Here is a 24,036-nt window from a genome sequence, read left to right on the forward strand (position 1 = left end):
CGCTCGCTTCTCCCCCGTGCCGGAGCGCCCCGGGTCAAGGGTGGCCCGCAGGGCCATCGGCGCAGCCGACGCGGACGCGGAGCGCAGCGGAGCGGGAGCGCCCTTGAGGCGGGGCGCGGAGGCACGACACTGACAAAGGAAGCGGGCGGCCTTGCCAGGCCAAAGATCACCGCTCCAGCGAGGCAGATACCTCACTGGCTGCACGCCGATCCAGCAACGCCGGCAAGATAATCCCGTGCCAGATGTCACCCCCTCCTCTCTTGCCGTCTCCGCCCGCATGAGCAAGCAGGTGAGCAAAGACACGGAGGCTGAGCTGGCCGTACGACGGCTGTTGCACGCAGCCGGGCTGCGTTATCGCGTGGAGTACCCCGTGCCGGGCATGCCCCGGCGACGGATCGACGTGGCCTTCACGCGGGCCAAGGTCGCGGTCCTCATCGACGGCTGTTTCTGGCACGGCTGTCCCCAGCACGCCACTCACCCCAAGGCCAACGCGGACTGGTGGCGCCGAAAGCTGGATCGGAACATGGCCCGCGACCGAGAAACGACCGAGCATCTGATCGCGGAAGGCTGGATGGTGCTGCGATTCTGGGAGCACGAGACTCCTGGAGAAGTGGCCGTACGCGTGGCGGCGGCTGTGGAGCATCGCCGAACGGAAGCAGTACGGGGGAGAAGAGAATGAGTGGACTGACTTTCGTTGACGTGTGCTCCGGGGCCGGTGGGCTCGCACTCGGACTGGAGCAGGCAGGATTCGAGCCGCGGCTGTTGCTGGACGACGACGAACTCGCAGTCAGCACTCTGCGGGCGAACCGCCCACGCTGGAACGTGCTGCACACCGATTTGATGGACTTCGATCCGGCGGAGCATCCCGAGAGCCTCGACGTGGACCTCCTCTCGGCCGGCCTGCCGCGGGTGAAGTCGAGTGCGACCGTCGGACGCGCGGATTCGGGAGCCGAGGAGCGCTTGCTGACGGCCACGGTCTATCTCGTCCATGCGATCAGGCCTCGCGCGGTGCTCATCGAGAACGTGCCCGGGCTCGCGCACTCGGACGCCTACCAGCACTTCCGTGACTTCGCCCGAGCCGAACTGGCCCACCTGGGCTACGAGTTCAGCTGGTTCGTCGTGAACGCCGTCGACTTCGGCGTGCCCCAGAATCGCAAACAGGGCGTCCTGGTCGCCATCGAGCGGAAGTGGGCCGCAGCGTTCCGGCCGCCAGCAGCGACCGTGCGGCAGCCGACGACTGTCGGTGCCGTTCTGGGGTCGTCCATGGCCGCACGCGGTTGGCGGGACGCCGCCCGTTGGGCCGCCCAGGCCGATCGGCCGGCTCCGACTCTGGTCGGTGGTTCGAAGAACCGGGGCGGCGCGGACCTGGGGCCGACGGGAGCCAAAAACACCTGGGCGACCATGGGTGTCAATGGTCACACCGTGGGCGACGAGGTTCCCGACGCGGACTTCGTATGGGATCCCACACGGGGCAGGGACCACATGGTGAAGATCACGCCCGGGCAGGCTGCGCTGCTGCAAGGCTTCCCCGCGACGTGGGAGATCACCGGGCGCAAGACCGCCCGGTACCGCCAGATCGGTCACGCCACACCACCGCCCGTGGGGAAGGCGCTGGGGCAGGCTGTCGCCGCAGCCCTCATTCCGGAACCAGCAACCACGCCGGCCGGCTAGAATCCGCTAATGACCAGCACGGCGTCCCACAAATACGTCCTTGACCAGCCCCGAATCCTTGACCTCTTCGCGGGGCCCGGAGGGCTGGACGTCGCCGGTCACTCACTCGACATCCCGAGTCTCGGTATCGAGTGGGACAGAAGCGCATGCCTGACCCGGTACGCCGCCGGGCTGGACACCCTCCACGCCGATGTGAGCGCGGTACGCAGGGACGCCTTCGAGACACTCCCGCCGGAGATCAACGTGCTCGCCGGCGGTCCTCCGTGCCAGACGTACTCGGTGGCCGGGCACGGCGCCGGGCGTCAAGCTCTGGACAGGGTCAAGGGATACATCGAGCAGCTGATGGCGGGAGTCTCCGACCAGGAGATCGACGAGAACCTGAAGACGCTCACCGATCCCCGCACCGCGTTGGTCCTCGAACCCCTCCGATACGCGATTCAGGCGACCCGGAGCCCGAACCGGGAGCACCGCCCGTACGACGTCATCGTCCTGGAGCAGGTCCGCGAGGTCGAGGCACTCTGGAAGCACTACGCCAAGGTGCTGGAGGAGACAGGGCTGCCCGACGGGACCAAGTACAAGGTCGTCGTCGATGTCCTCGACACCGAGACCTACGGGGTTTCGCAGACGCGATCCCGCGCGGTGCTGATCGCTCGGCGCGAAGGACTTGGTGAGCCCTCGCTTCCCTCGCCGACCCACCATTCCTACGAAGCCAAGGGATGGCACCGAAAGAACGGGAAGAACGAACACCACCGGGCCGCAGACCAGATCCAACAGGCGACCCTCTACGACGGCACCGAACCGGAGACCGACGGGCGCCAGTCGGCGGGCGGCGAGGGCCTGCAGCCCTGGAGGTCGATGGGTGATGTCCTCGCGAACCAGGTGGGCTCACATCCGGGGCGCCGCACTCCGTTCCTGGTTCGCTCGAACTACGGCAGCTCCAACAACTCCGGACGACGAGGCGTGCGAAGCGACCAGCAGCCCGCCTTCACCGTCACCGGCAAGATCAGCCGCTTCGTGGTCTTCCAACACCTCGACGAGAACATCGTCTACGAAGGCGCACGGTTCAGCATGAACGAGGCGGGGATGCTGCAGAGTTTCCCGCCGGACTACCCGTGGTCCGGTATCGCGCAGGCTCAGCAGGTGGGCAACGCCGTACCGCCCCTGTTCGGTGCACACCTGCTGAGCGCAGCTCTCGGGCTCCCCACTCCGGACCCGGAGACACTGAGGAAGCCGTGGCAGCCGGCTACGGAAGAGCAGCGGGCCAAGCTGCGAAGCAACGGCTGCGGGGCCGCCGACGCCTGCACCGACAGGTGCCCGCAGCCCAAGGATCAGGTGGCACCGCCGTCTTCCGTGCGCCCGCGCAAGGCCAAGACCACGAAGGCGTCGGCGAAGTAGCCCGAGCATGGCGCCTGCGCCTGGTCAGTCCCCGCTCTTCCTGCCCCTGACCGGCGCGGTCTCGAACAGCTCAGCAAAGTAGTCAGTGAGCGCGACCACGGACTTCTCCGGGACGGGGTCCTCGTCGGGTCCGTTCGGGAGTTCGTACCGCTCGACCGGTGGTGCCGATTCCGCTTCCGCGATCCAGTCCCGCAGATGGACGGGGTCGCGGGGCTGGTCCGGCGCGAGGACGTCGTAGATCAGGGTCGCGCCGGCCGCGTTGATCGCGACGCTGAGGCCATTGACCTCTCGCCCGCCGGATACCTGACCGCTCTTCAGGAGGCGGACCAGGGCCTGGGCAGTGGGACGGTGGTCGACCAGCCCACTTCGGAGAACGGTGTGGATGAGGTCCTGATTTCCACAGGCGACCTCGACCGGCCCGTAGTCCGGCCCGTTCCGGAAGAGTTCGGCCGCCCACCACAGACGGGAGAAGCACTGCCGGTCCGCAGGACCACGGAAGCGCTCCGCGGCGATACGCCTCTCCGGCCTGTTCGCGGTCGGCTCCGACAAGTGCCGCCAGGCGACGTAGTCGGGGGCCACCGCCAGGGCCAGGTGGTTCCACAGGCGCTTGTCCGCCGCTTCGCGCCGCGTCAGGCGCAGCGTGGCGTGGAGCCGCGGCGCGAGCCACGCGTCAGCTCGGGTACGGTCCTGCCGGAACTCGAACATGGCGTCCTCGACCAGGCTTCGGATCGGCTCGACCCACCACCTGGCGTCGTCCTCGGGAAGCGGCTCGACGACCTTGGCGAGATCGATGCCGCCATGGACCTGTTCGCCTCGGAGCAGTTCCTCGGTGAGGAACGGATCGACGGCCGAGGCGGCGAGCAGCCCCAGGCGTTCCGGTACGTGGTTCGGTTGGGTGATCACGTGTCACTCTCGCGATTCATCTGTTCCAGACTACGGATGGCATAGGCGAGCGCCTTGGTGGCGTCGGCGCGGCGGACCGCCGCGTAGTGGATGCGCGTCTGGAGCTCCACCCATCCCGAGTCGCCGGTGCGCCGGCGATGGACCTGTCGAAGAGCCTCCTCGACATGAACGCCGGGAACGACGTCCGGGAGCATCTCGCGCAGCACCTCGCCCTGCCAGTCGGTCGGGAAGACCGGGCCGCCGCCGGGCTCCACCTCCAGATCACCGATGGCACCGTGGAACACCGCGGTCCAGACATCGGTGGCCATCTGAGCGACCAGAAGGTCACGCACCTTGCTCTCCACACCCGAGCCGTTGCTGTCCAACAGGCTGATGACACCCTCGACATCAGTGTTCACGAACACGGTGGGCACTCTGGCCGAGGCGTCCACGATCCATGGCGCGTCGGCGTAGGCCTGGAGCCATTCCCGGGAGCTCCTCTTGAACGACACTGTTTGGACGTCCAGTTGGAGTCCTCGGACCGGCTCGTCGGACACCGTGTCGATGATCCAGCTCCGGTCGGTCTCGGCGATCGACCGTCCGTGCACTCCGTCCACGCTCCCGACCGCGTACACAGCGAGGGAGGCCCGCCCCACATGGTCGTCGCGGAGCACTTCCACGGAGCCCGACCAGTCCCTGCCGTCCGCCGCGTCACGCGTCAGCTCGGCGGAGGTGTGGACATTGGTCTCGCCGTCCGTCAACACGGCAAGCACGTGCAGATCGGACCAGGCCGCGTCCGGGGCGTTCGCGCCGGGTGGCAGCGTCACGGAGACGCCGATCGTGGCGCTGACCCAGTCGGCGTGGCCCGCGATACCGAGGGCGACGGTCTGCTGCTGGGTCGAGTAGGCGGTGGTCTCCAGCTGGTCGCGGGTACCGTCGGAGAGCTTGAGGGAGACCGAGGTCACCCTGAGGGAAACCGGCCGGTTGAGTCTCTTGTAGGGGTAGAACTTCACGCGTCACTCCCCTTGCCGGCACGGAGTTCGACGACGAGGCGGGTGAGCATCGTCCTCACCGGGTGGCTGGTGACGTCGGTGGAACCTCGGAACTTCGCGCGCCGCGTGCCGGGCGGGAAGCGCAGGGTCCCGCCCTCCACCTCGCAGCCCTCGACGGCCACGAGCTCTGCCCAGTCCAGCTTCGGACGGCCTCCGGAACGCACGTCCAGTTGCGCGACCGGCACCATCGGGACGATCTCGTCGCCACGCGGAATGCTCACTTCGGCGGTGATCTGCCACTCTCCGTCGTCGCCGACTGTCGCATCCAACTTGTCCAGCACCGGAACCACGGGCCCGGCGGGCGCCTTGGCCTTTGGCCTCGTTCTCACGGTCAACGCCTTGCGCACAGCCTCACCGCCCTCGCCGCTGCTGCGCTTCGGCCGCGCCACGACTTCTCTGACCGCGCTGTTGACGTCGGCGGTCAGCGCATTGATCCGCCGGTACGCGGAAGGCGACCAGCGCAGGGTCAGCTCCTCCGTCTGCCCCCAGCGGTCGTGCTCGGGCGGTTCCGCCGCACGCAGGAATTCCTCGGCCTCTTTCGCGAAGGGGGCCGCTTCTCCGGCCGCCTCGCCCACCAGCAGAACGGCTTGGAAAGGGTTGGTGTTGAGCGGCAGCCTCGGGACCCCGGTCCTCTTCACGGTCATGCGGTTGCCGCGCAATGAGTGCACCTGGTTCTTCCCCCCGTCCCCGTCCTTGTCCCGCTCGGCCTCGGTGACGAGCAGAACCGCCTGATGCGTACCGAGCGTTCCATGGGCACCGCCGGAGAGCGGCAGCTTCAGCGGAACGCTCCGCGCCGCCACCTGCCCGGCCTCGGTGAGGCGATCCACCGTGGTGCCCTCGTAGTGCGCCCTCAGGGCACGAGTCCGGGCGGGCTGTTCGGCAGACGGGTCCACCTGCTTCTCCGGCACGACCTCCTTGCCGTTCTGCAAGGCACGGACAGAGACCTCCAGGAGGGGGAGCTTGCTGCCTCCGCCGGTCATCGCGGCCCAGAAGTCACGTCCCAGCGCCTCGACCAGACGGCCGTGCATCTTGCGGATGTCACGCGTGTCCTCGTCGTCGCTCTCCTCGATACCGACGAACTCGTCCTCGACGTCGGACTGCCCCTCAAGGCTGGCCACGTCGTGCGCACCGACGATGAGGAAGGAGGTACCGGGCTCGTCGCTCTCCCTGCTCAGCTGCAGGCGCGCCACAGTTTCCTCGTCCGCCCACCAGGAACGGGCGACCATGGCACCGGGCGAGTCGGGATCAGGGCGCCCGAACCATGCAGGGCCCGCGTACGGCTCACCGTCCACTTCACGCCAGGGCAGTTCCAGACGGCCGATGACCCGCCGCTCGGTACGTCCCTCGTGAGGCACGGACAGAGTGGAGTTGATGAGCACGAGTCCGAGCGCGCTGGTGGCCCACAGGGTCGCCTTGCCCAGGCCGTACGAACCACCCGCGCCGGGCCCGGACTTGAGACTCTCCAGTTGACGCCTGACCACGGCCGCGAACTTGCCGTCCGCGTAGTCGTCGCCGATGAGCCCGGAGGCGTTGTAATCGTCCACACGCAGCAGGACCAATCGGCCCTTCTCGTACATGTCGCGCACCCCGGCGTCCACGACCCGGCCGACCTTCTGGTTACCGGCGGTCTCCGAGACGGCGGAGTAGTGCGGGAAGAGATCGTTCCAGAGGATCACCTCACGAAAGGCGTCCAGGGCCTCTCCGGTGAGCTCATGGAGGGTGTAACGGACCCGGACCGGTCGACCGTTCTCCGCCAACCGCTCGTCGAGGCTGTTCTGGCAGGTCTCTCGGGCGAGGACCTGCACGTCGGCGTCGAACGCGAAGGCGGCGGCATTGCCCAGTTCACGGCCGCCGTCGGGGTAGCCGGGGCGGTGGTACCAGGTGACCGGGAGGCCGGCCTGGGTGTCTGTGGTACGAGTGTGCACCGTACCTACGTCCGTGCCGAGCGCCCTGGCGATGTCCGTCATGACGGTCGGGCGGGGAGTCGACCTGCCGGTGATCCAGGCGGACACAGCGGCCCTGGTCAGCTTGAGCTCGTCAGCCAGTTCAGCCTGCGTCTTGCCCGCGAGCTTGAGCTGTCGAGCCAACCAGGGCCCGAACTCCTCACCTGTCTCCACGCGTCGCCTACTCTTTCCTCGGTCCCATGCTGCTCGCATGTCGTGGACCACGAGGTTAATTTGACACGCATGGCGGCGTCAACCAACAGTTGATCGCGCTCGACCAACCAGTCGTTTCGACTCGGCGTCCAAGTTGTCTCGAATGATCAACTTTCACCCCCTATGCACCACTTCCTCAAACGGAGCGATCAACTCCCCTCGGACGAGCGGAAGTTGTGCTTGCGCATTCGGGGTGACGGTGGATACCGTTGTTGACGATGGGGATCCCATCTCGCTCACGAATCCCGAAACGGGAGGGCTGGGCGACAAGGGGAGAAGTGCGCCCAAAATTCAGCTACATCACCGCGGAAACCTTACGCCAAACCATCTTCCGAAAAGGACTGGCCATGCGGGACTCCACCCCCTAGCTTGATTCATCGGAAGGAAGTCACAATCAAAACTCCAACTTTATCCATTTCATTACACACGGGGGACGTGTGCCCGAATACACCCCTGTGCAACTGCAGGATGCGACTTTAGGGGTGGACCACTCGATGAATGAGCAGGACGACGACGAGTCGTTGGACTCGCAGCGGGACTCCAGTTCATTTTACTTGGACATGAAGATGGCAAGCAGCATGGCCGAGGTTCGGGGTATTCTTCACCGTTTCGACGTACCCGAAGAGGAATTCGCCAACCGGTTCCCGTCCTTGGCCAAGCTGGTTCAGGGAGTGCCGGACGAGACCGCTCCGCCGGCCTGATTCAGCACGTCACGGGCCTGAAGTATCAGTCTCGCAACAACCGACGCCTTCCCCGTGAGCCCACCGCTTCATGAAGGCACTGTGGAAATCACGCCCAGCGCCATGACGAACACGGGCCGGCCGACGACGCCGGCGGTCGGCCCGTCGTCCGATTATTCGCCCGGACCTTTGACACTCCAGGAGCGCAGTAGCAGTGCTGTCTTCGTCCTCACCGGTAATCCAAACCGTTCTCGAACAGTCCTCGCGTGTCCTGCAGACTTACGCCGTGGACCCCGGCCTCGTGGCCGAGCACGCCAATGGCGAGCGCCGTATCACCCAGGGCGGATACGGAGATCGCCAGCTTTTCGAGCTCGTTCAGAACGCGGCGGACGAGATGGCCGACGAGCAGGGTGGACGAGTTCATGTCGTCCTCACAGACACCCACTTGTACTGCGCGAACGAGGGAAATCCGGTGACCTCGGAAGGCGCCGAGACAATTCTTCGGATGAGTATGTCGAAGAAGCGTGGGGGCCAGATCGGGCGTTTCGGAGTGGGCGTCAAATCGGTTCTCGTGGTGACCGACGCACCGGAATTCTTCAGCAGCACCGGAAGTTTCGGATTCGATCGCGCCTGGTCGTACGAGCAGATCCAGGCCGTGCCCGGCGTAACGGCACGCTACGGCCCGGAGTTCGACGCCCCCGTGCTGCGGATGGCCCGACCCCTGGACGTAGAGACCGAGCGCGCCTCCGACCACGTCCTGAACGAGCTGCTGAGCTGGGCCACCACCGTCGTTCGTCTGCCCCTGCTCCTGAAGGCCGACGACCGGTTGGGCCGGGACATGCACGGCGGACGTGGCAAGGACCACGGCGAACCCCGCGAGGAGTTCCCGGCCGGCTTCCAACTCTTCTCGCCGCACGTCGCGAAGGTCGTGCTGGAGGACCGCCGGCCACGGCCCCTGGTCCGTCGGACACTGACCGCCCGACAGGCCGGCGACCTGCACACCGTGGTCGAGGAGCGGACCGGGAAGGCCGTCGCCACCGACCGGTGGCGCGTGTTCACCACCACCCACGAGCCCGGTCCCGTGGCCCGCGCCGACGCCGGAGAGCTGCACGACCGGCTCATGCTCGACCTCGCCTGGGGCGTCCCCTCGCTGGAGAAGGACCCGGAGAGCGGTCTGTACGTCAGGCCCTCGCAGTCGCGCGGACGCGGCAAGTTCTGGTCCTTCTTCCCGACCAAGTACGAGATGTCGCTGAGCGGCATCCTCAACGGCGCCTGGAAGACGAATGAGGACCGACAGAATCTCCTCGACTCCTCGCCCTTCAACCAGGAGATGATCCGCGCAGCGGCACAGCTGGTGGTCGAATCGCTCCCGGCCTTGGCAACCGTCGAGGACCCTGCCGCCTACCTTCCCCTGCTGCCCGGCCGTCTGAAGGAGGCGATCAGTTGGGCGGACGCGTTCCTGACCGAAGAGATCTGGATGCGTACCGCGGTGAACGCATCACTTCCTGACCAGGACGGCGTGCTGCGCGTGCCGACGGAGCTGCGTGTACATCCGCGCCCCAAGGACCCGCGGAAGGAATCGAAGTCTCTTCTGCGTTGGCTACGGTGGTGGCACGAGTGCCCGGACCGTCCGGCGAACTGGCTGCATCCGAGCGTCGAAGCGAATTCTCTGCGCTCCGGCAAAGTCGAGCACATCCTGGATGCAGCCAAACACCAACGATCGGACGTTCGCGACTGGTTGGAAGCCCTTGTCGAGAACGGCACCGCGCAGGCATCCGCAGCGGCAGTCCGCATCCTCGCCGACATGATCGAAGTGGGGTCGCCGTTCGTCGAGGAGGCCCGCAAAGCCCACATCGTCCTCACCGAGGAGCATGGTCTCGTCGCACCTGTGCACGGCAGGGTCTACCGCCGCACCGACCAGGACGGACTGCGCGAGTCCCTGGTGTACGTGGTCGACGAGCTCGCCCAGGACCCCTCGCTGGCGCACGCGCTTGACGTCCTGGGCATTCGGGAGGCCGACATCGAGGGTCGGTTCGACAGCGTTCTCGATCAGGGGTTTGATCACTACAGCCAGACGGACTGGGAGCGGTTCTGGGAGCTGTTCCGTCAGGCAGGCGTTCGTCGCCTGGCCCACAAGGTCCTGGAGCGAGTGCCCGCCGTGCGCTCGACGCTACGGGTGCGGACCGCCGACGGTCGGTTCCGACCGGTCGAGGACTGCATGCTGCCAGGTGTCGTGGTCGACGCGAAGCGGGACCCGAGCATCGCCGTCGACATGGCGTTCCACTCCGACGACACCCCCTTCTTCTCCCAGGTCGGTCTGCGGGAACGACCGTCCGGCGGTATCCGGCCCCAGGAGGGCGAGGCGTGGTACGACGAGTACCGCGAAGTCCTCCACACCTCCTACCTGCGCCGCCTGGACAGCAGCGCCCCGCGCCCCGCGCTGAACCGGATGAAGACCGACGGCGCCCCGATCGGCGGCCCGCTCCATCTCTTCCGCGCGCTCTCCGAGGAATCCCGCGCCGCCTTCCTGAAAGTGCTGCCCGACGACGCCGTGGTGGACAACTGGACGCGCCAGATCGGTACGCAGGCCAACACCCGGCAACCGGTCGCCTCACCGATCCGGTGGATGCTGTGGAAGTACGGGACGGCCCTCACCTCCCAGGGGATCAAGCCGCTGAAGGAAGCCGTCGGCCCTCAGCTCGCCGCCTACCGCGACGTATTGCCGGTGGCCGAGATCTCTCCGGAGAAGGCCCGTAAGTTGAGGCTCCCGACCACCGTCGACGAGGTCCCCACCGACCGCTGGAACGCACTCCTCGACGAGGTGACCCGCAGCGAGGACGACTCCTTCGTCGGCGCCACCTACGTGATGCTGACCCGGTTCGGCGCGGACTTCCCCGAGGACTCGCTGACCCGTTGCCGGACCGGTGACACTTGGGAAACGCGGCCTGACAGCGAGATCACCGTCGCCGTCGGGACCGCTCAGTACCAGGCGCTGCGCGCCGAACAGCTCCCGGCACTGCTCGTATCGACCGCCGACGACGCCGAGCTGATGATCGAGAAGTGGGGCATGCTCCGCTATGCCGACGTGATCAGCCTGGAGACCCGTGAAGTCACGGACGGCGACCCCGTTCCCCTGGTCGAGCTGTTCCCCGCCCTGCGGCAACGCCTGAACAGCGGGAACCGCAACAGCTTGGTGCAACGGTGCAGCGAACTGGAAGAGGTCACCCGCACACCCAACGGCACGCGCACCTCCCCTCTGGACGCCGTGCGCCAGGACAGCACCGTCAAGGTCCGTGTTCCTCTGGACCCCGAGCCGATGCTGCGCCTGATCGACCGCGAACTCGGCCTGGGCCTCGGTGCTGCCGGTTGCCGTGCAGTGCTGGAACAACAGGACCGTATGGCACGAGACAGCGAGCTCAAGGCGGCGCAGAAAGCGGTGCGTGAGGCCGAGGACGTCGTGGCCAAGATCGAGCTGCTGATCGGCGCGGACGCACTTCGGGCCGGCCTCCCCGAGGGGTTGATGGAGGCCGAGTTGCAGGCGACCGACGGAGTGGAGCCGTCCGGGCACCGGATCGCGCAGATGGCGTTCAACGCGCACGGTGACGGAGTGCTCCATCAGCATGCGCGGGACATCCAGGCACGGTTCCCCAACGCTCCCGTTGGCTACGGAGGTTCGTCGGCAGCCATCGCGTTCGTCTCGGAACTGAGGCTGCCTCTCGCGTTCGCCGGTTCGAGGACTCCCTCCCCGCCTCCGTTCGAGACCGTCGAAGGCCCCCGGGACTTCCCTGGACTTCACGAGTACCAGGAGGACCTGGTCCGGAACATCTCCACCATGCTCGACCGACTGGCCCCTCAGCGCGGCATGCTGTCGTTGCCCACGGGTGCCGGCAAGACCCGAGTCACCGCCGAGGCCGTGATCCGTTGGGTGAAACGGGTCGGAGACCTCAAGGGACCGCTGTTGTGGATCGCACAGACCGAAGAGTTGTGCGAACAAGCCTTCGAGAGTTGGAAGTTCGTCTGGAGCAAGGTCGGAGCGGAGCGTCCGCTCACCATCAGCCGTCTGTGGAACTCCTACGAGGTCGGAGAGGTCGACGACCATCCCCACCTGGTGATCGCCATTGATGCCAAGCTGGAGCGGTGTCTCGCCACCGATCAGTACGCCTGGCTGCGGCAGGCCGCGCTGGTGATCGTGGACGAGGCGCACACCGCGGCCTCCAAGCGATACACCCAGATCCTGGGCCAGTTGGGACTAACCCAGTACGAGACCGGCCGGCATCTGCTCGGCCTGACCGCCACCCCGTTCCGGAACCGCAACGAGGACGAGACCCGCCGTCTGGCCGGCCGCTTCGGCAATCGGCGACTCGACGAAGGAGTCTTCCCGTCGGGTGACCCGTATCGCGACCTCCAGGATTGGGGAATGCTCGCCCAGGTCGAGCACCGCACCCTTGAGGGCGGCCGTATCGAACTCACCAGGGACGAAAAGACACATGCCGATCGCATGGCCGTGCTCTCCCGTTCCGCCGAACAGCGGCTCGCCGACGACCACGCACGCAGTCTCCGCATCGTCGACTCTGTGGCCGAGCTGCCTGACGGCTGGCCGACGCTGCTCTTCGCCACGTCGGTCGACCATGCCAAGTACCTTGCGGCCATGCTCAACGACCGGGGCATCTCGTCCGCCGCCGTGGATTCGACGACCAGCACGCAGGATCGCCGCAATCGCATCGAGAACTTCCGAAACGGACGTCTCCAGGTCCTCACCAACTACGGTGTGCTCTCCCAGGGATTCGACGCTCCGGCCACTCGTGCCGTGGTCGTGGCCCGGCCGGTCTACAGCACCAACGTGTACCAGCAGATGATCGGTCGCGGACTGCGCGGGCCACGGAACGGCGGCAAGGACAGCTGCCTGATCCTCAACGTCAGCGACAACATCGCCAACTTCGACACCGACCTCGCCTTCACCGAGTTCGAGCACCTCTGGAGCCGGAAGTGACCGACGTCTACCAGGACAGTCCTCCACTCACCGACGAGCAACTGGCCGTGGTCGAACAACCGTGGGACGCTCGCGTCCTGGTCACCGCGGGCGCCGGTGCCGGAAAGACCCACACCCTGGTGCGCCGACTCGACGCGCTGTGCGGTCACGAGGACCCCGAACAGGTTCTGGAGGCGGCGGAGATCCTGGTGCTCACCTTTTCCCGCGCCGCCGCCCGGGAGTTGCGCGAGCGGATCTCACGGCACGGGGAACGAGCCCACCGGGTACGCGCCCGTACCTTCGACGCGTGGGCCTACGAGGTGCTCCTCCAGGCGCATCCGGACGGCGAATGGGGCGAGGCCGGCTTCGACGAGCGGATCGCCGCCGCGACCTGCGCTATCGAGAAGGGCGCGCTGGAGGTCGGCGACGCGGTCCCGCCTGCCCATGTCGTGATCGACGAGGTGCAGGACCTGCTAGGTGGGCGCCGCGAACTGGTGGAGACGCTTCTCGACCGGTACCAGGACAGCTGCGGCTTCACCGTCGTCGGCGACGCCGCCCAGTCCGTGTACGGCTTCCAGATCGAGGACTTGGCCGAACGCGTCGACGAGACCGGCCGGTTCTTCGACTGGCTGCGCTGCTCCTACCCCGACGACCTGGTGGAGCTGCACCTCACCCAGAACTTCCGGGCCACCACCACCGAGGCCAAGGTCGCCCTGGGCCTCGGCCCCCGGCTCCAACAGCTGAGCGATCCGGACGAGGCCGGAACGCTTTACGACGAACTGCGCGACCTCCTCCTGGATCCGGCGAACGGCATGAGCGGGCTGGACAACGAGTACACCCTGGACGGTCTGCGGTCTCTCTCCGACACATGTGCCGTCCTCACCCGCGACAACCAGCAGGCCCTCGTGGTCTCCGACCTGCTGCATGCCCACGGCATCGAGCACCGACTGCGCCGCCCCCTGGAGGAGCGCCCGGTGCCGTACTGGGTGGCCCAGTTGCTGCGCCGCACGGACGCGAACGCCCTCACCGAGGACCGGTTCCACACGCTCCTCGCGGACATCCCGCTTCCGTACGAACCCGACGCCACCGCCCTCTGGACGGTGTTGCTTCGGGCCGCGCGCGGAGCGGGACGCGGTGTGCTCGATCTGGACCGGCTGCGCCGGGCGGTCGCCCAGGGTCGATTCCCCGACGAGGCGGCAGACCCGGAGACGGCCCACGTCGTCGTCTCGACGGTGCACCGGGCCAAGGGCCTGGAGTTCGACCGGGTGATCGTCCTGACGCCACCGACCCTCGCCGAACTCCACAAGCGATATCAGGACGAGTTGGACGTGCCCGCCGAGGCCCGCGCCCTCTACGTGGCGATGACACGTGCCCGCCAGGACCTTTACCACGTGGCCCCTCCCGAACTACCGCTCTTCAGAAGGGCGGGGAGCCGGCACCACGGCCGGCGCTACCTCGGGTCGTGGCGGTCGTACGACAGGTACGGGATCGTCGCCGAGTCGGGTGACGTGAACCGTGACGACCCGCCCGGCCAGGAGACGGACCCGGTCATCACCCAGGTGTATCTCCTGGAACGGGTCCGTCCTGGTCAGGAGGTGCTGCTGCACAGGCGCCACGACCTGCCGATGGGCGAGACGGAGAGCCCGCCGTACGCCCTGGTGCACGAAGGGCGGGAGATCGGCGAGGCCTCGCGGAGGTTCCGCGAGGAGTTGTTCCAGGTGCAGAAGGTGAACCGCACCTGGGACCCCTGGTGGCCCGACGAGATCCACGGCCTGCGGATCGACACCCTGGAGACCGTGACAGGCAGCACCGCCGCCGGCGCCAACGCCGGACTCGGGGACCGAGGCGTGTGGATCGTCCCGCGGATCACCGGCATCGGCCGGTACCGAAAAGCCGACAACCACGAGGAGCAGCGCGCATGACGCAGGTGGCAGGCCGACACTCCGAGCACTACCGTGTCCGGGACGAGGAACTCCTGGTGGGGCTCCGCCGTGAACTCCTGGGCCCCGCCGAGAACTCCGTGCCGGACGACCGGGACGAGGTGCTCAGCCAGGACGCGCCGATCGACCGCTATCTGACGGGCGTGCTGTATCCGCGTGCCACGAAAGATCGGCGGGAGGAAGAGGCCGCCAAGCAGAACGGACCGGACGACACCCCCGTCAACACCCGCGGCGACCGCGAGGAATCCAGCACCCAACCGGAGGTCGGTGCCTCGGGAGACAGGCGGCCCTCCTCGATGGGTCTGACCTTCGCGGTCAAGTCGACCATAAACGACACGATCGTGGTCACAGCGCGCGCGGCCGTCTACGAGCCCACCGACGCCGACGGCAGACGGATCCCAGCCCGCCGTGCCGAGGCCCGCACCATCACCGACCAGCGTGAACGATGGCGTCGGAGGGAGCTCTCCTTCCCCGACAAACGCTTCGTCGTGACCGAGGCTGCTGGGAAAGACCTGCTCCCTCTCGGTGACGGAGCCTCACTGCACGTCAACATTCGTCCTCTTGATCGGACCACCGAAACGGTCACGATCACGGTCACGCTGATCAACACCCAGGAGATCGGCGAGTGGGATCTACAGGACGCGTTCTCCCTGTTCCAGTGCGGGCTGACGGTCCGGGCCGCCGACGGCTCCGACGCGTTCGTCGAACGCCCGGCTCCGGATGCCACGCATGACCCGGAGGTCGCCACGAGTCGGCTGCTGCACCGTCACGCCCCGACCTTCGCCGTCGGGCATGGCTGTGCCGCTGAATGGGACTGGAATCCATCGCCGGTCGGCGTGACCGACACGACCTGGGAGGCCGCCGTCGCCGAGGTGCGGAGCCAGTTCGTGCCGACGGTGGAGGTGCTGCTCACGGACTCCAACCCCGAGATCGACAGCTCGGCGTTGTCCATGTTGGGACTGGCCGAGAAGTCGAACGCCGAGGTCCTGGGAGCGCTGGAGGGACTCGCCGACGGGTACGAAAGCTGGATCGACCGCAAGGCGGTCGAGGCGGAGGACCTGACCGGCACACCACACGAAGAGCCCGCACGAGAGCAGGTCAAAACCTGCCGCGAAGCGCTCGATCGTATCCGCGAGGGCATCGAGCTGCTGCGGACCAAGCCAGATCTGATGAGGGCTTTCCGATTGGCCAACCGCGCCATGGCCGACCAGCGTGCCCGCAGTGCCTGGGTGAAGGGCGGTCGCGTCGGCGTCCCCGATCCGGCTGCCGGTCGCTGGCGTCCGTTCCAGGTGGCTTTCGTGCTGCTGTGCCTGGCCGGCATCGATGACCCCGAGCATCGTGATCGGAGGATCTCCGATCTGCTGTGGTTCCCCACCGGCGGTGGCAAGACGGAGGCCTACCTGGGGCTGATCGCCCTCACGTCGTTCCTGCGTCGTATCCGCAAGGGTGCGGACGGCGGTGGTGTCACCGTCCTCATGCGCTACACGCTGCGGCTCCTCACGCTCCAGCAGTTCGAACGCGCGGCGATCCTGCTCTGCGCCATGGAGCACATGCGCCGTCGCACACCCGAGTTGGGGCACGAGGAGTTCTCGGTCGGCATGTGGGTGGGACGTTCGGCCACCCCAAACACGCTGGCTGAGGCAGGTCTGAGGCTCGACGAGCTCCGCGCGAACCTCGACAAGCGCCTCGCCACCGAGAACCCCGTGCAACTGCATGCTTGCCCATGGTGCGGAACCCGTCTCGACGCACGAGACTACGAAGCCGACGAGGACACGAAACGGATGCACATCCGATGTCCCGGCGCGGGCTGCGACTTCGCCGACGGCCTGCCCGTGCACCTCATCGACGAGGCGGTGTACGCCGCGCGACCGACGCTCGTGATCGCCACCGTCGACAAGTTCGCCTCGATGCCGTGGCGTCCGGCGACCTCTGCGCTCTTCAACCGCGACGACGACCCGGACGGCGGCACCCCTCCCCCAGAACTGATCGTCCAGGACGAACTGCACCTGATCTCCGGCCCGTTGGGAACCCTCACCGGCCTCTACGAGACCGCGGTGGACGCTCTCGCCGACCGGCCCAAGGTGATCGCCTCCACTGCGACCATCCGTCGCGCTGCTGACCAGGGGCGCCACCTCTTCGCCCGTGCAGTGCGGCAGTTCCCGCCCGCCGGTCTCGACGCCCGCGACTCCTGGTTCGCCGTTGAGACCCCACGCGAGGAGAAGGCGAGCCGCCGCTACGTCGGTCTTCTGGCCCCGGGCACCAGCCAGGCCACCCTGCTGATCCGTACCTACGCGACGCTGCTGCACCGAGCCAAGCAGGCGAAGACCGAGGACGAAGTACGCGACGCGTACTGGAGTATCGTCGGCTACTTCAACAGCCTCCGGCTGCTGTCAGCGGCCGAACTCCAGGTACACGACGACGTGGTCGCCTACCTGGAGGTACTCGCCGAGCGCGAGGGGGTGGAGGTCCGCTCGGTCGCCAACTACTCGGAGCTGACGAGCCGTATCGACGCCAGCGAGATCCCCACCCGTCTCAAGGGCATCGAGAAGCGGCTGCCCGACGAGGACGCCGTGGACGTCCTCCTGGCCACCAACATGATCGCGGTAGGCATGGATGTGGACCGCCTCGGTCTCATGGCCGTGATGGGCCAGCCGCAGACAACTGCCGAGTACATCCAGGCCACCAGCCGGGTCGGCCGCGCACACCCCGGCCTGGTTGCGATCATGCTCAACTCGACTCGGTCTCGGGACCGTTCGCACTACGAGAGCTTCCAACATTTCCACTCGGCCCTGTACCGCGAGGTCGAGTCCACTTCCGTCACTCCGTTCTCCGTCCGCGCCCGCGGCCGGGGTCTGCATGCGGTGATCGTCGCCCTCGCCCGCATTCTGATCCCCGCCGCTCGACCCAACGATGGTGCCGGCAAGGTCGAGTCCTACGAACACGTGCTCCGGGTCCGCATCAAGACGATCCTCTTGGAACGTGTGGAGGCGGTCACCCCGGCGGAGGCCAGCAAGGTGTCCCATGCCTTCGACGAGTTCGTCGAGTGGTGGTGCAAAGAAGCCAGCAACCACAGTGGCTTGTTGTTCGAACCGAAACGGGGTAATCGTGCCCCCTCACTCCTGAGGGCTTACGACGACGAGTCCGAAGGCGCCCAGGCATGGCCCACATTGTGGAGCCTGCGCGATGTCGACTCCGAGACCGCCCTGTTCATGGAGGGAACCCGATGACCCCGCCCCCCGCCCGCCGTCGCCGGCCCGGTGCGAACGGCGCCGCCCCCGCCCACAATTTTCCGCGGCGTGGTGCGGTCCGCCGTGCCCAGGCGATCACCACGTACGGCGTCGGGTCTCTCATCGCCGTCGACCAGGAGTCCTTCATCATCTCGGGCCTCGACGAGGCCGAGCAGAGCTGGAGCCGTGACGAGTCCCCGCGGATCTACGAGCGGCGCCTGGCCCGGGTACTCGAAGTCGACTACTTCCGGTTGCCCCCCGCTTCTGACGACACAAGCAAGGACGGTCTCCGCGTCCGACGATTCCCCTTGATGCACTCCTGCCCCGAGTGCAACGACCTGCAACGGCACCGCGACTTCAACCCGCCTGCTGGTCGAAGCGTCTGCGGCATGTGTGAGGTCGACCTGGTCCCCTCCCGTTTCATCGTCGCCTGCGAGGCCGGGCACCTCGACGAGTTCCCGTACTGGCAGTGGGTCCACCGTTCCACAGACCGTGATGCTTCGGCGGTAGCCTGGTGCGGCGGGAAGCTCAAGATGCGTACGTCCGGGCGTACTTCTTCGCTCCGCTCCATCCTCGTCTCCTGCACCTGTGGGCAAGCTCCTGAGGTCTCGATGGAGGGCTCCTTCCGGAGGAGCGCGCTCAAGGACCTGGGCCTCAAGTGCCGAGGCTCCCGTCCGTGGCTCGGTACGTCCGCCGCGACGGACGGATGCGGACTTCCCCTGCGCACCCTGCAGCGCGGTTCGTCGGCAGTCTGGCAGCCAGTGCTGAAATCGGCGCTCTCCATCCCGCCATGGAGCGATGGTCGTTCGGATCCACTCGCCGAACACTGGGAGCAACTGCGCGAGCTGAACAGTCGGGCCGAGGTGGAAATGTGCCTCAAGTTCGTCTTCAAGGGCGAGAGCCCCGTTCCCATCGATGACGTCATGGCATTCCTCGACGCTGAGCGGGAGGAAGACCCCACCGGCGGTGAGGCGCCCTCCTTCGACCACCGCTACCGCGCCCTGCGTAACAAGGAGTACGAGCGTCTCCGCTCGGGCAACGAAGAGAGCGAGCACTCTCGCGACGAGGAGTTCGTCTGCGAGGGTCCGCTGGGCGACCAGAGCGTGCTCACCCCTCTCGGCCTCACCGGCCCGATGTTGGTCAAGAAGCTTCGCGAGGTGCGGGCCCTGAAGGCGTTCACCCGGCTCGTCGATGCCGAGTCGACGACCGACCCCAAGGAAATGCCGCTGTCCGAACGCTCCCTGCGTTGGCTCCCGGCCATGGAGGTTCGGGGCGAGGGAGTCTTTCTCCGTCTGGACGAGGAACGAATCGGCGCCTGGGAGAAGGCCACAGCGGTGGCAGCCCGGGTCGAGCGGATGCGTATCGCCCACCAGCGGGTGCTTGACCAGCGGGCCGACGGCCCGGGCCGGGCCGCCACTTCCCCCGCCACCCCTCGCATGGTGCTGCTGCACACGCTGGCCCATGTCCTCATCAACGAGTGGAGCTTGGAGGCGGGCTACCCGGCCGCTGCCCTGCGCGAGCGCCTGTACGCCGCCGACGACATGGCCGGGGTGCTCGTCTACACGGCGACGAGCGACTCGGCCGGCAGCCTGGGTGGTCTGGTTGCTCAAGGCGAACCAGATGTTCTCGCTCGTACGGTCCGTTCGGCCATGCGCCGAGCGGAGTGGTGCTCCTCGGACCCGCTCTGCATGGAGACCGAGGCGTCCGGCGCCGGCGGAACCAACCTGGCGGCCTGCCACGCCTGTGTGATGCTCCCGGAGACGAGCTGCGAGCACAACAACGTCCTCCTGGACCGCGCGCTGCTCGTCGGAACCCCCGACGATCCCGAAGTGGGCTTCTTCGCCGGTATGCGGATTCCCTGACGCCCGACTCGCCCCGGTGAAGGCGCCGACATGGTTCGGCGCCTTCACCATGTTTCGCGAGTCGAGTCCGCGAGCCTTCCGTCATCGTGCGAGTCGCCGCGTGTCCGCCTCGAACTGCATCTGGGCACGGTCCAGAGCATCGTCGGCGTCATGACCGTGAGCTCGAAGCCAGTGAAGAAGATCGGCGATGACGTCGATCGCGACTTCCTCCGCGGCGATGACGCTCAGTCTGCTCGATCCCTGCAGATGAGTCGGCAGCCCCGTGTTGTAGAGGTTGAGGCAGCTCGTGGCTCTGGAGACCCGGACTTCATTGATGTGTCCGTTCGCCTCTGTCAGCCCCGATGCAAGCTCGACCCACGTGATCTTGCGATCGGGCAGAAGCTGAACGCCCCAGCGCTCGGACATCGCGGCGACGAGGGCCATACCGCGCCCCGCCTCGGCATCGACGGTCGAGTCCATCAGACGCGGTAAGGCCCGAGTTTCGGGATCATGGACTTCGATACGCAGGTTCGTACCCCTCATGGAGACGGCGAGTGTCGTCGGGGTGCCGGGGCCCACGTGAGTGATCACGTTGGAGACGAGTTCGCTCAGGCAGAGCTGAGCCGCCCCCGTCAGATCTGCCAGTCCCCAGAGCCCGAGATGAATTCTCAACACGCGCCGCAGCGCCGCCACTTCCGCCGGCTCAGCTGCGAACGACAGATCCCAGGGTCGTCTCGGGGTACATCCACCGCAATCCATGTCCCAACTCCTTCGTCCGCCTGTCTGGTTGCGCTGCTCGTCAAGCAGTGGCCTGTCGCCCCGGCGCAGGCCACCACTCCCAGGGCAGGAGAGAACGGGGGGCATGCGCGATGCGCTTCTGCTCGTTGTGCTTGAGCGGCGCGATGTCCAAGCTAGAAGACGGCTTGGTAAATTTGCCACCATCTTCGGCAAATTAGCTCGATCGTGGCTCGCATGTGACTCCGCACGGCAGACTGCCGTTTGAGCGCGACACGGAAGGTATGGATCGACATGGCCCCGAGGGCAGTACCGACCCAACGTCAGAGGCGCCTCGGTCACGAGTTGCGCAGGATGCGGATGACCGCGGGCATGTCCGCGGAGCAGGCCGCGAACCTCCTCGGCGTCGACCGAGGGAAGATCTCCAACATGGAGTCCGGAGTCCGGAGCATCAGCGAGGAGCGGCTGCGCACCCTGGCCCACCACTGCCACTGCGACGACGAGAAGTACGTGGCGGCGTTGGTGGAAATGGCCTCAGCACGCACCTCGGGCTGGTGGGAGCAGTACCGAGGAGCTCTGCCTCAAGGACTACTGGACATCGCCGAGTTGGAGTGGCAGTCCGTTCGCATGCGCACCGCATGCACGGTTCACATCCCCGGCCTGCTCCAAACGACCGACCACGCCCTCGCGGTCTTCCGTGCCGTCCTTCCACATCTGCCCGAGCACGAGGTGGCGTTGAGAGCCGCCCACCGAAACCACCGTCAAGAGGTTTTCACTTCCGAGGCCGCTCCCTACTTCATCGGAATCGTGCACGAGGCCGCACTCCGAATGCAGTTCGGCGGGCCGAGGGTCGCCCGTGAGCAACTCCTCCACCTGCTGGACCAGTCCGAGCGGGACGGCCGAACGGTTCTGGTCGTCCCCTTCACCCGCGGAGCCTTCCCGGGGGCGGGACAGACCGTCCTGTACGCGGAAGGACCGACGGAACAACTGGACACCGTGCAGATCGACAACTCCCATGGCCCGGACTTTCTCTACGGCGAGGCAGAATTGACCAAGTACCGTGCTCACTTGGACCGGATGGAGGAGCTGGCGCTGTCCCCGGACGACTCAAGAGCCTTCATCCACGCCATCGCTCGCGAGCTCTAGGAGACGCCATGCCAGAGATCCAGTGGGAAGAGCCGTTCTGCGGGGAAGGCAACGCATGCTTCCGGCTGGGCGTGGACGGCTCCGGTAACGCGTACATAGCCGTACGCGGCCAGGAGGACCGTTTCATCACGGACAGCCGGGAGGCCCTCCGGAGCATGATCCTCGACATCAAGGCCGGCAAGGCGGACCACCTGCTGAGATGAGGCCCGTGGAGGGCGACATCAGACTTCGGAGAACCCATTCGCTGGGCTAAGTCTTGTCCCGTAAATGATCCCTGAGCTGCCGCATGACGTACCTCTCCCCGACTTACATCTATCCGGTGAGGGCCAGGTTGTGTAGGCGTGCGATGCCGAGCATGGCGTGGTGGACACCATCGCCTTTCAGGCGGCAGTCGCGAAGGATCTTCCAGCTCTTCATGCGGGCGAAGACGTGCTCGACGCGGGCTCGGACTTTGCGATGGGAAGCGTTGTGTTCCTCTTTCCAGGCTGGGAGTTCGGCCTGGCCTGGTTCGTGGCGGTGCGGGATGACCAGGCCGGTGCCCCGGTAACCGCCGTCCGCGATCACGGTGGTACGGCCGACGGAGGCCCTCACGCCGGACAATTCCCATGCTTTGCAGTCGTTGCGGTTGCCAGGCACCGGCCGTCCGACGACAACGACCATCCGTGTGTCTGCGTCGATGACGACCTGGTGGTTGGTGGAGTACCTGTAGTTCTTGGACTGCTCAGCGGCGCTGTGGTCACGGGTGGGCACGAGCGTGCCGTCGACGATGAGCACGGTGCCGGCGCGGAAGCGTTGCCGCTGCTTGAGCGCCAGCAACGGCCCAACGTGGTCGATGATGCGGTCTGCAGCTGACTTGGAGATGCCGAACAGCAGGGCAAGCTGGCGCAGTGTCAGGTTGGTTCGCCAGTACGCGGTGACCAGCAGCACCCGGTCTTCCAGCGGCAGTGACCAGGGGCGCCCCCGGCGAGCCGGCGCAGCAACTTCTCGGCGCAATGTTGCGATCAGCCTGCGGAAGTCCCGCGGTTGCAGCCCGCTGAACGGGGTTATCCACTGCGGTTCCGACGCCGTGATCACACCAGCCACGTGAAGAGATCGTTCCACACCTGTGGACCTCGGAAGCCGCGGCTCAGCCGCAGCGGCAATCCCGGTGTTCCGCGGAACCCACCTGTTCCATGCGCTGGATCTCGCGCTCTGCCGCTTCCAGGTGCCCGAGGTCGAGGGCCATCGCGGCACGCCCGGCAACGTAGAAGAGGTCCTGCCGGGTCCGGCAGTCCAACCCCGGTTGGCGGCAGAGGGCCAGGAACCGTACTTCGAGGCTGAGTTCGATGCGGCCCATCTCGTCCCGAACGCCGGCCGGGAGTGCGACGTGTCGGAGATCCTTGGCATAGTCACGCGTCTGCCGGTCGGCCTCGTCAGGCCGGGCTTCAACGGGACGATAGGGGTGATCGGCCCACTCCGTGTCAGCCCACCAGACGACTTCTTCCAGGTGCTCCAAGGCGATCATCAAATCCGGGGGCGAGGCGGAGAGAGCCGCATCAGCGCCGGCAACCAGCTGGGCGAGACGGCGTCGCGCGTCGTCGTCCCCCGCCACGCACATCGCGACGAAGCCCGACAACACGTCGAGCCGGCGCGACACCTCCGCCCGCTGCCAGATCTCGTACAGCCCCGCCATCCACCGTTCCCTCTCCGCCAACCGCGTCTCCGCGCCCCAAACCCTATGACGCGCCACCGCCAACGGGTCCAACGGTTTTCCCAGGCTCAGCGAGCGAACCTCATGCCGGCTACGTGCGACGCACGGTGTCCTTTCACAGCTCACCTGTCCGCGAACGCATGCTTCTTGATCATTGCGGGACAGCCCTTAGGCGGAGAACATCGCATTCCGGACCGCAGCGAACCTGGTCGCCCCTACAGTTGCGCCATGGAACTCAACTCGGGCGACTCGATCTGGGAACTGATGCTGGTGCAGCGTCCCTCCGACACACACCTCTCGCAGTCGAGCACTCCGGGTGGAAGGAGCCCGTTGGCGCGCAATGACGACAATGCGCTCGAGACACATGCCGTGCTCTTCGACGGGAACAAGGCGGCCATGGGGCTCGTCACGGCGGGCCTCGTGCTGGGGGTCGCTGCCGTGAAGGCCGCGCCGCACGTCAAGAGCGGGCTGATGAGCCTTAAGTCGAAGCTGAGTCGCCGGGCAGAGCAGACCGCCGACGCCGAGGTACCCATTCCCCTCACAGTAGTTGCGGAGGTCGAGCCGGAGCAGCCTGACACACCTCGACTTCGCGCTGTCTGACTGCCAGGCCAGGCGCTGGCGCGGATGGATCCGGAGATGGCTGTGCCGGCGG

The 24,036-nt window shown here is 66.9% G+C and carries 17 protein-coding genes; 11 read left to right on the plus strand and 6 right to left on the minus strand.

Going from position 1 to position 24,036, the window contains the following annotated elements; all coding sequences use genetic code 11:
- Positions 1–277: 277 nt before the first annotated feature.
- Genes ACGFZS_RS35260 through ACGFZS_RS35270 form a run of 3 tightly spaced genes read left to right on the plus strand, consistent with a single transcriptional unit; the run spans position 278 to position 3,066 of the window.
- On the plus strand, positions 278–679 hold the full coding sequence (locus tag ACGFZS_RS35260; RefSeq protein ID WP_393798647.1) for a very short patch repair endonuclease: 402 nt from the start codon (positions 278–280) through the stop codon (positions 677–679).
- Positions 676–1,671: a DNA cytosine methyltransferase gene (locus ACGFZS_RS35265; protein ID WP_393798504.1), complete on the plus strand. Its 996-nt coding sequence runs from the start codon at positions 676–678 to the stop codon at positions 1,669–1,671. The genes ACGFZS_RS35260 and ACGFZS_RS35265 overlap by 4 nt, the downstream gene beginning before the upstream one ends.
- Before the next feature lie 9 nt (positions 1,672–1,680).
- Entirely contained in the window at positions 1,681–3,066 is a 1,386-nt protein-coding gene (locus ACGFZS_RS35270; protein ID WP_393798505.1) for a DNA cytosine methyltransferase, read from the plus strand.
- A 24-nt stretch (positions 3,067–3,090) separates the two neighbouring features.
- On the opposite strand, the gene ACGFZS_RS35275 is transcribed toward ACGFZS_RS35270, so the two are convergent.
- The 3 genes from ACGFZS_RS35275 to ACGFZS_RS35285 are packed head-to-tail and all read right to left on the minus strand — an operon-like array spanning position 3,091 to position 7,117.
- On the minus strand, positions 3,091–3,969 hold the full coding sequence (locus ACGFZS_RS35275; RefSeq protein ID WP_393798506.1) for a DUF6339 family protein: 879 nt from the start codon (positions 3,967–3,969) through the stop codon (positions 3,091–3,093).
- A complete protein-coding gene (locus ACGFZS_RS35280) occupies positions 3,966–4,961 on the minus strand; it encodes a hypothetical protein (protein ID WP_393798507.1) in 996 nt (331 codons plus the stop codon). Before ACGFZS_RS35280 ends, ACGFZS_RS35275 begins: the two co-directional genes overlap by 4 nt.
- Positions 4,958–7,117, minus strand: a complete 2,160-nt coding sequence (locus ACGFZS_RS35285) for a helix-turn-helix transcriptional regulator (RefSeq protein ID WP_393798508.1) — start codon at positions 7,115–7,117, stop codon at positions 4,958–4,960. The genes ACGFZS_RS35280 and ACGFZS_RS35285 overlap by 4 nt, the downstream gene beginning before the upstream one ends.
- 476 nt (positions 7,118–7,593) lie before the next feature.
- On the opposite strand from ACGFZS_RS35285, the gene ACGFZS_RS35290 reads away from it, so the two are divergent.
- The 5 genes from ACGFZS_RS35290 to drmB all read left to right on the plus strand — a co-directional run bounded on the left by ACGFZS_RS35290 (position 7,594) and on the right by drmB (position 19,834).
- Positions 7,594–7,857 (plus strand): hypothetical protein, encoded by a 264-nt coding sequence (locus tag ACGFZS_RS35290; RefSeq protein WP_393798509.1) that lies wholly within the window; start codon positions 7,594–7,596, stop codon positions 7,855–7,857.
- A 193-nt stretch (positions 7,858–8,050) separates the two neighbouring features.
- Positions 8,051–12,826, plus strand: coding sequence for a DEAD/DEAH box helicase (locus tag ACGFZS_RS35295; protein WP_393798510.1), 4,776 nt, complete (start codon positions 8,051–8,053; stop codon positions 12,824–12,826).
- On the plus strand, positions 12,823–14,727 hold the full coding sequence (locus ACGFZS_RS35300; RefSeq protein WP_393798511.1) for a UvrD-helicase domain-containing protein: 1,905 nt from the start codon (positions 12,823–12,825) through the stop codon (positions 14,725–14,727). Before ACGFZS_RS35295 ends, ACGFZS_RS35300 begins: the two co-directional genes overlap by 4 nt.
- Positions 14,724–17,972, plus strand: coding sequence for a helicase-related protein (locus tag ACGFZS_RS35305; protein ID WP_393798512.1), 3,249 nt, complete (start codon positions 14,724–14,726; stop codon positions 17,970–17,972). The genes ACGFZS_RS35300 and ACGFZS_RS35305 overlap by 4 nt, the downstream gene beginning before the upstream one ends.
- A complete protein-coding gene (drmB, locus tag ACGFZS_RS35310) occupies positions 17,969–19,834 on the plus strand; it encodes a DrmB family protein (RefSeq protein ID WP_393798513.1) in 1,866 nt (621 codons plus the stop codon). Before ACGFZS_RS35305 ends, drmB begins: the two co-directional genes overlap by 4 nt.
- Positions 19,835–19,915: 81 nt before the next feature.
- On the opposite strand, the gene ACGFZS_RS35315 is transcribed toward drmB, so the two are convergent.
- The gene (locus ACGFZS_RS35315; protein ID WP_393798514.1) at positions 19,916–20,572 is read right to left on the minus strand and encodes an ATP-binding protein; all 657 of its coding nucleotides are present in this window, start codon (positions 20,570–20,572) and stop codon (positions 19,916–19,918) included.
- A gap of 270 nt (positions 20,573–20,842) precedes the next feature.
- Between ACGFZS_RS35315 and ACGFZS_RS35320 the strand changes: the two genes are divergently transcribed.
- Together ACGFZS_RS35320 and ACGFZS_RS35325 are read left to right on the plus strand one after the other, a co-directional pair.
- On the plus strand, positions 20,843–21,694 hold the full coding sequence (locus ACGFZS_RS35320) for a helix-turn-helix domain-containing protein (protein ID WP_393798648.1): 852 nt from the start codon (positions 20,843–20,845) through the stop codon (positions 21,692–21,694).
- Between the two features lie 8 nt (positions 21,695–21,702).
- Positions 21,703–21,897 (plus strand): hypothetical protein, encoded by a 195-nt coding sequence (locus ACGFZS_RS35325; RefSeq protein ID WP_393798515.1) that lies wholly within the window; start codon positions 21,703–21,705, stop codon positions 21,895–21,897.
- Between the two features lie 109 nt (positions 21,898–22,006).
- Here the strand turns inward: ACGFZS_RS35325 and ACGFZS_RS35330 are convergent, their stop codons facing one another.
- Together ACGFZS_RS35330 and ACGFZS_RS35335 are read right to left on the minus strand one after the other, a co-directional pair.
- Complete coding sequence (locus ACGFZS_RS35330; RefSeq protein ID WP_393798516.1) at positions 22,007–22,777, minus strand: transposase; 771 nt, start codon at positions 22,775–22,777, stop codon at positions 22,007–22,009.
- 43 nt (positions 22,778–22,820) lie between these two features.
- Positions 22,821–23,366: a hypothetical protein gene (locus tag ACGFZS_RS35335; protein WP_393798517.1), complete on the minus strand. Its 546-nt coding sequence runs from the start codon at positions 23,364–23,366 to the stop codon at positions 22,821–22,823.
- A gap of 246 nt (positions 23,367–23,612) precedes the next feature.
- On the opposite strand from ACGFZS_RS35335, the gene ACGFZS_RS35340 reads away from it, so the two are divergent.
- The gene (locus ACGFZS_RS35340) at positions 23,613–23,984 is read left to right on the plus strand and encodes a hypothetical protein (protein WP_393798518.1); all 372 of its coding nucleotides are present in this window, start codon (positions 23,613–23,615) and stop codon (positions 23,982–23,984) included.
- Positions 23,985–24,036: the final 52 nt, after the last annotated feature.

It is taken from the genome of Streptomyces sp. NPDC048288, assembly GCF_043201555.1.
Taxonomy (GTDB): Bacteria; Actinomycetota; Actinomycetes; order Streptomycetales; family Streptomycetaceae; genus Streptomyces.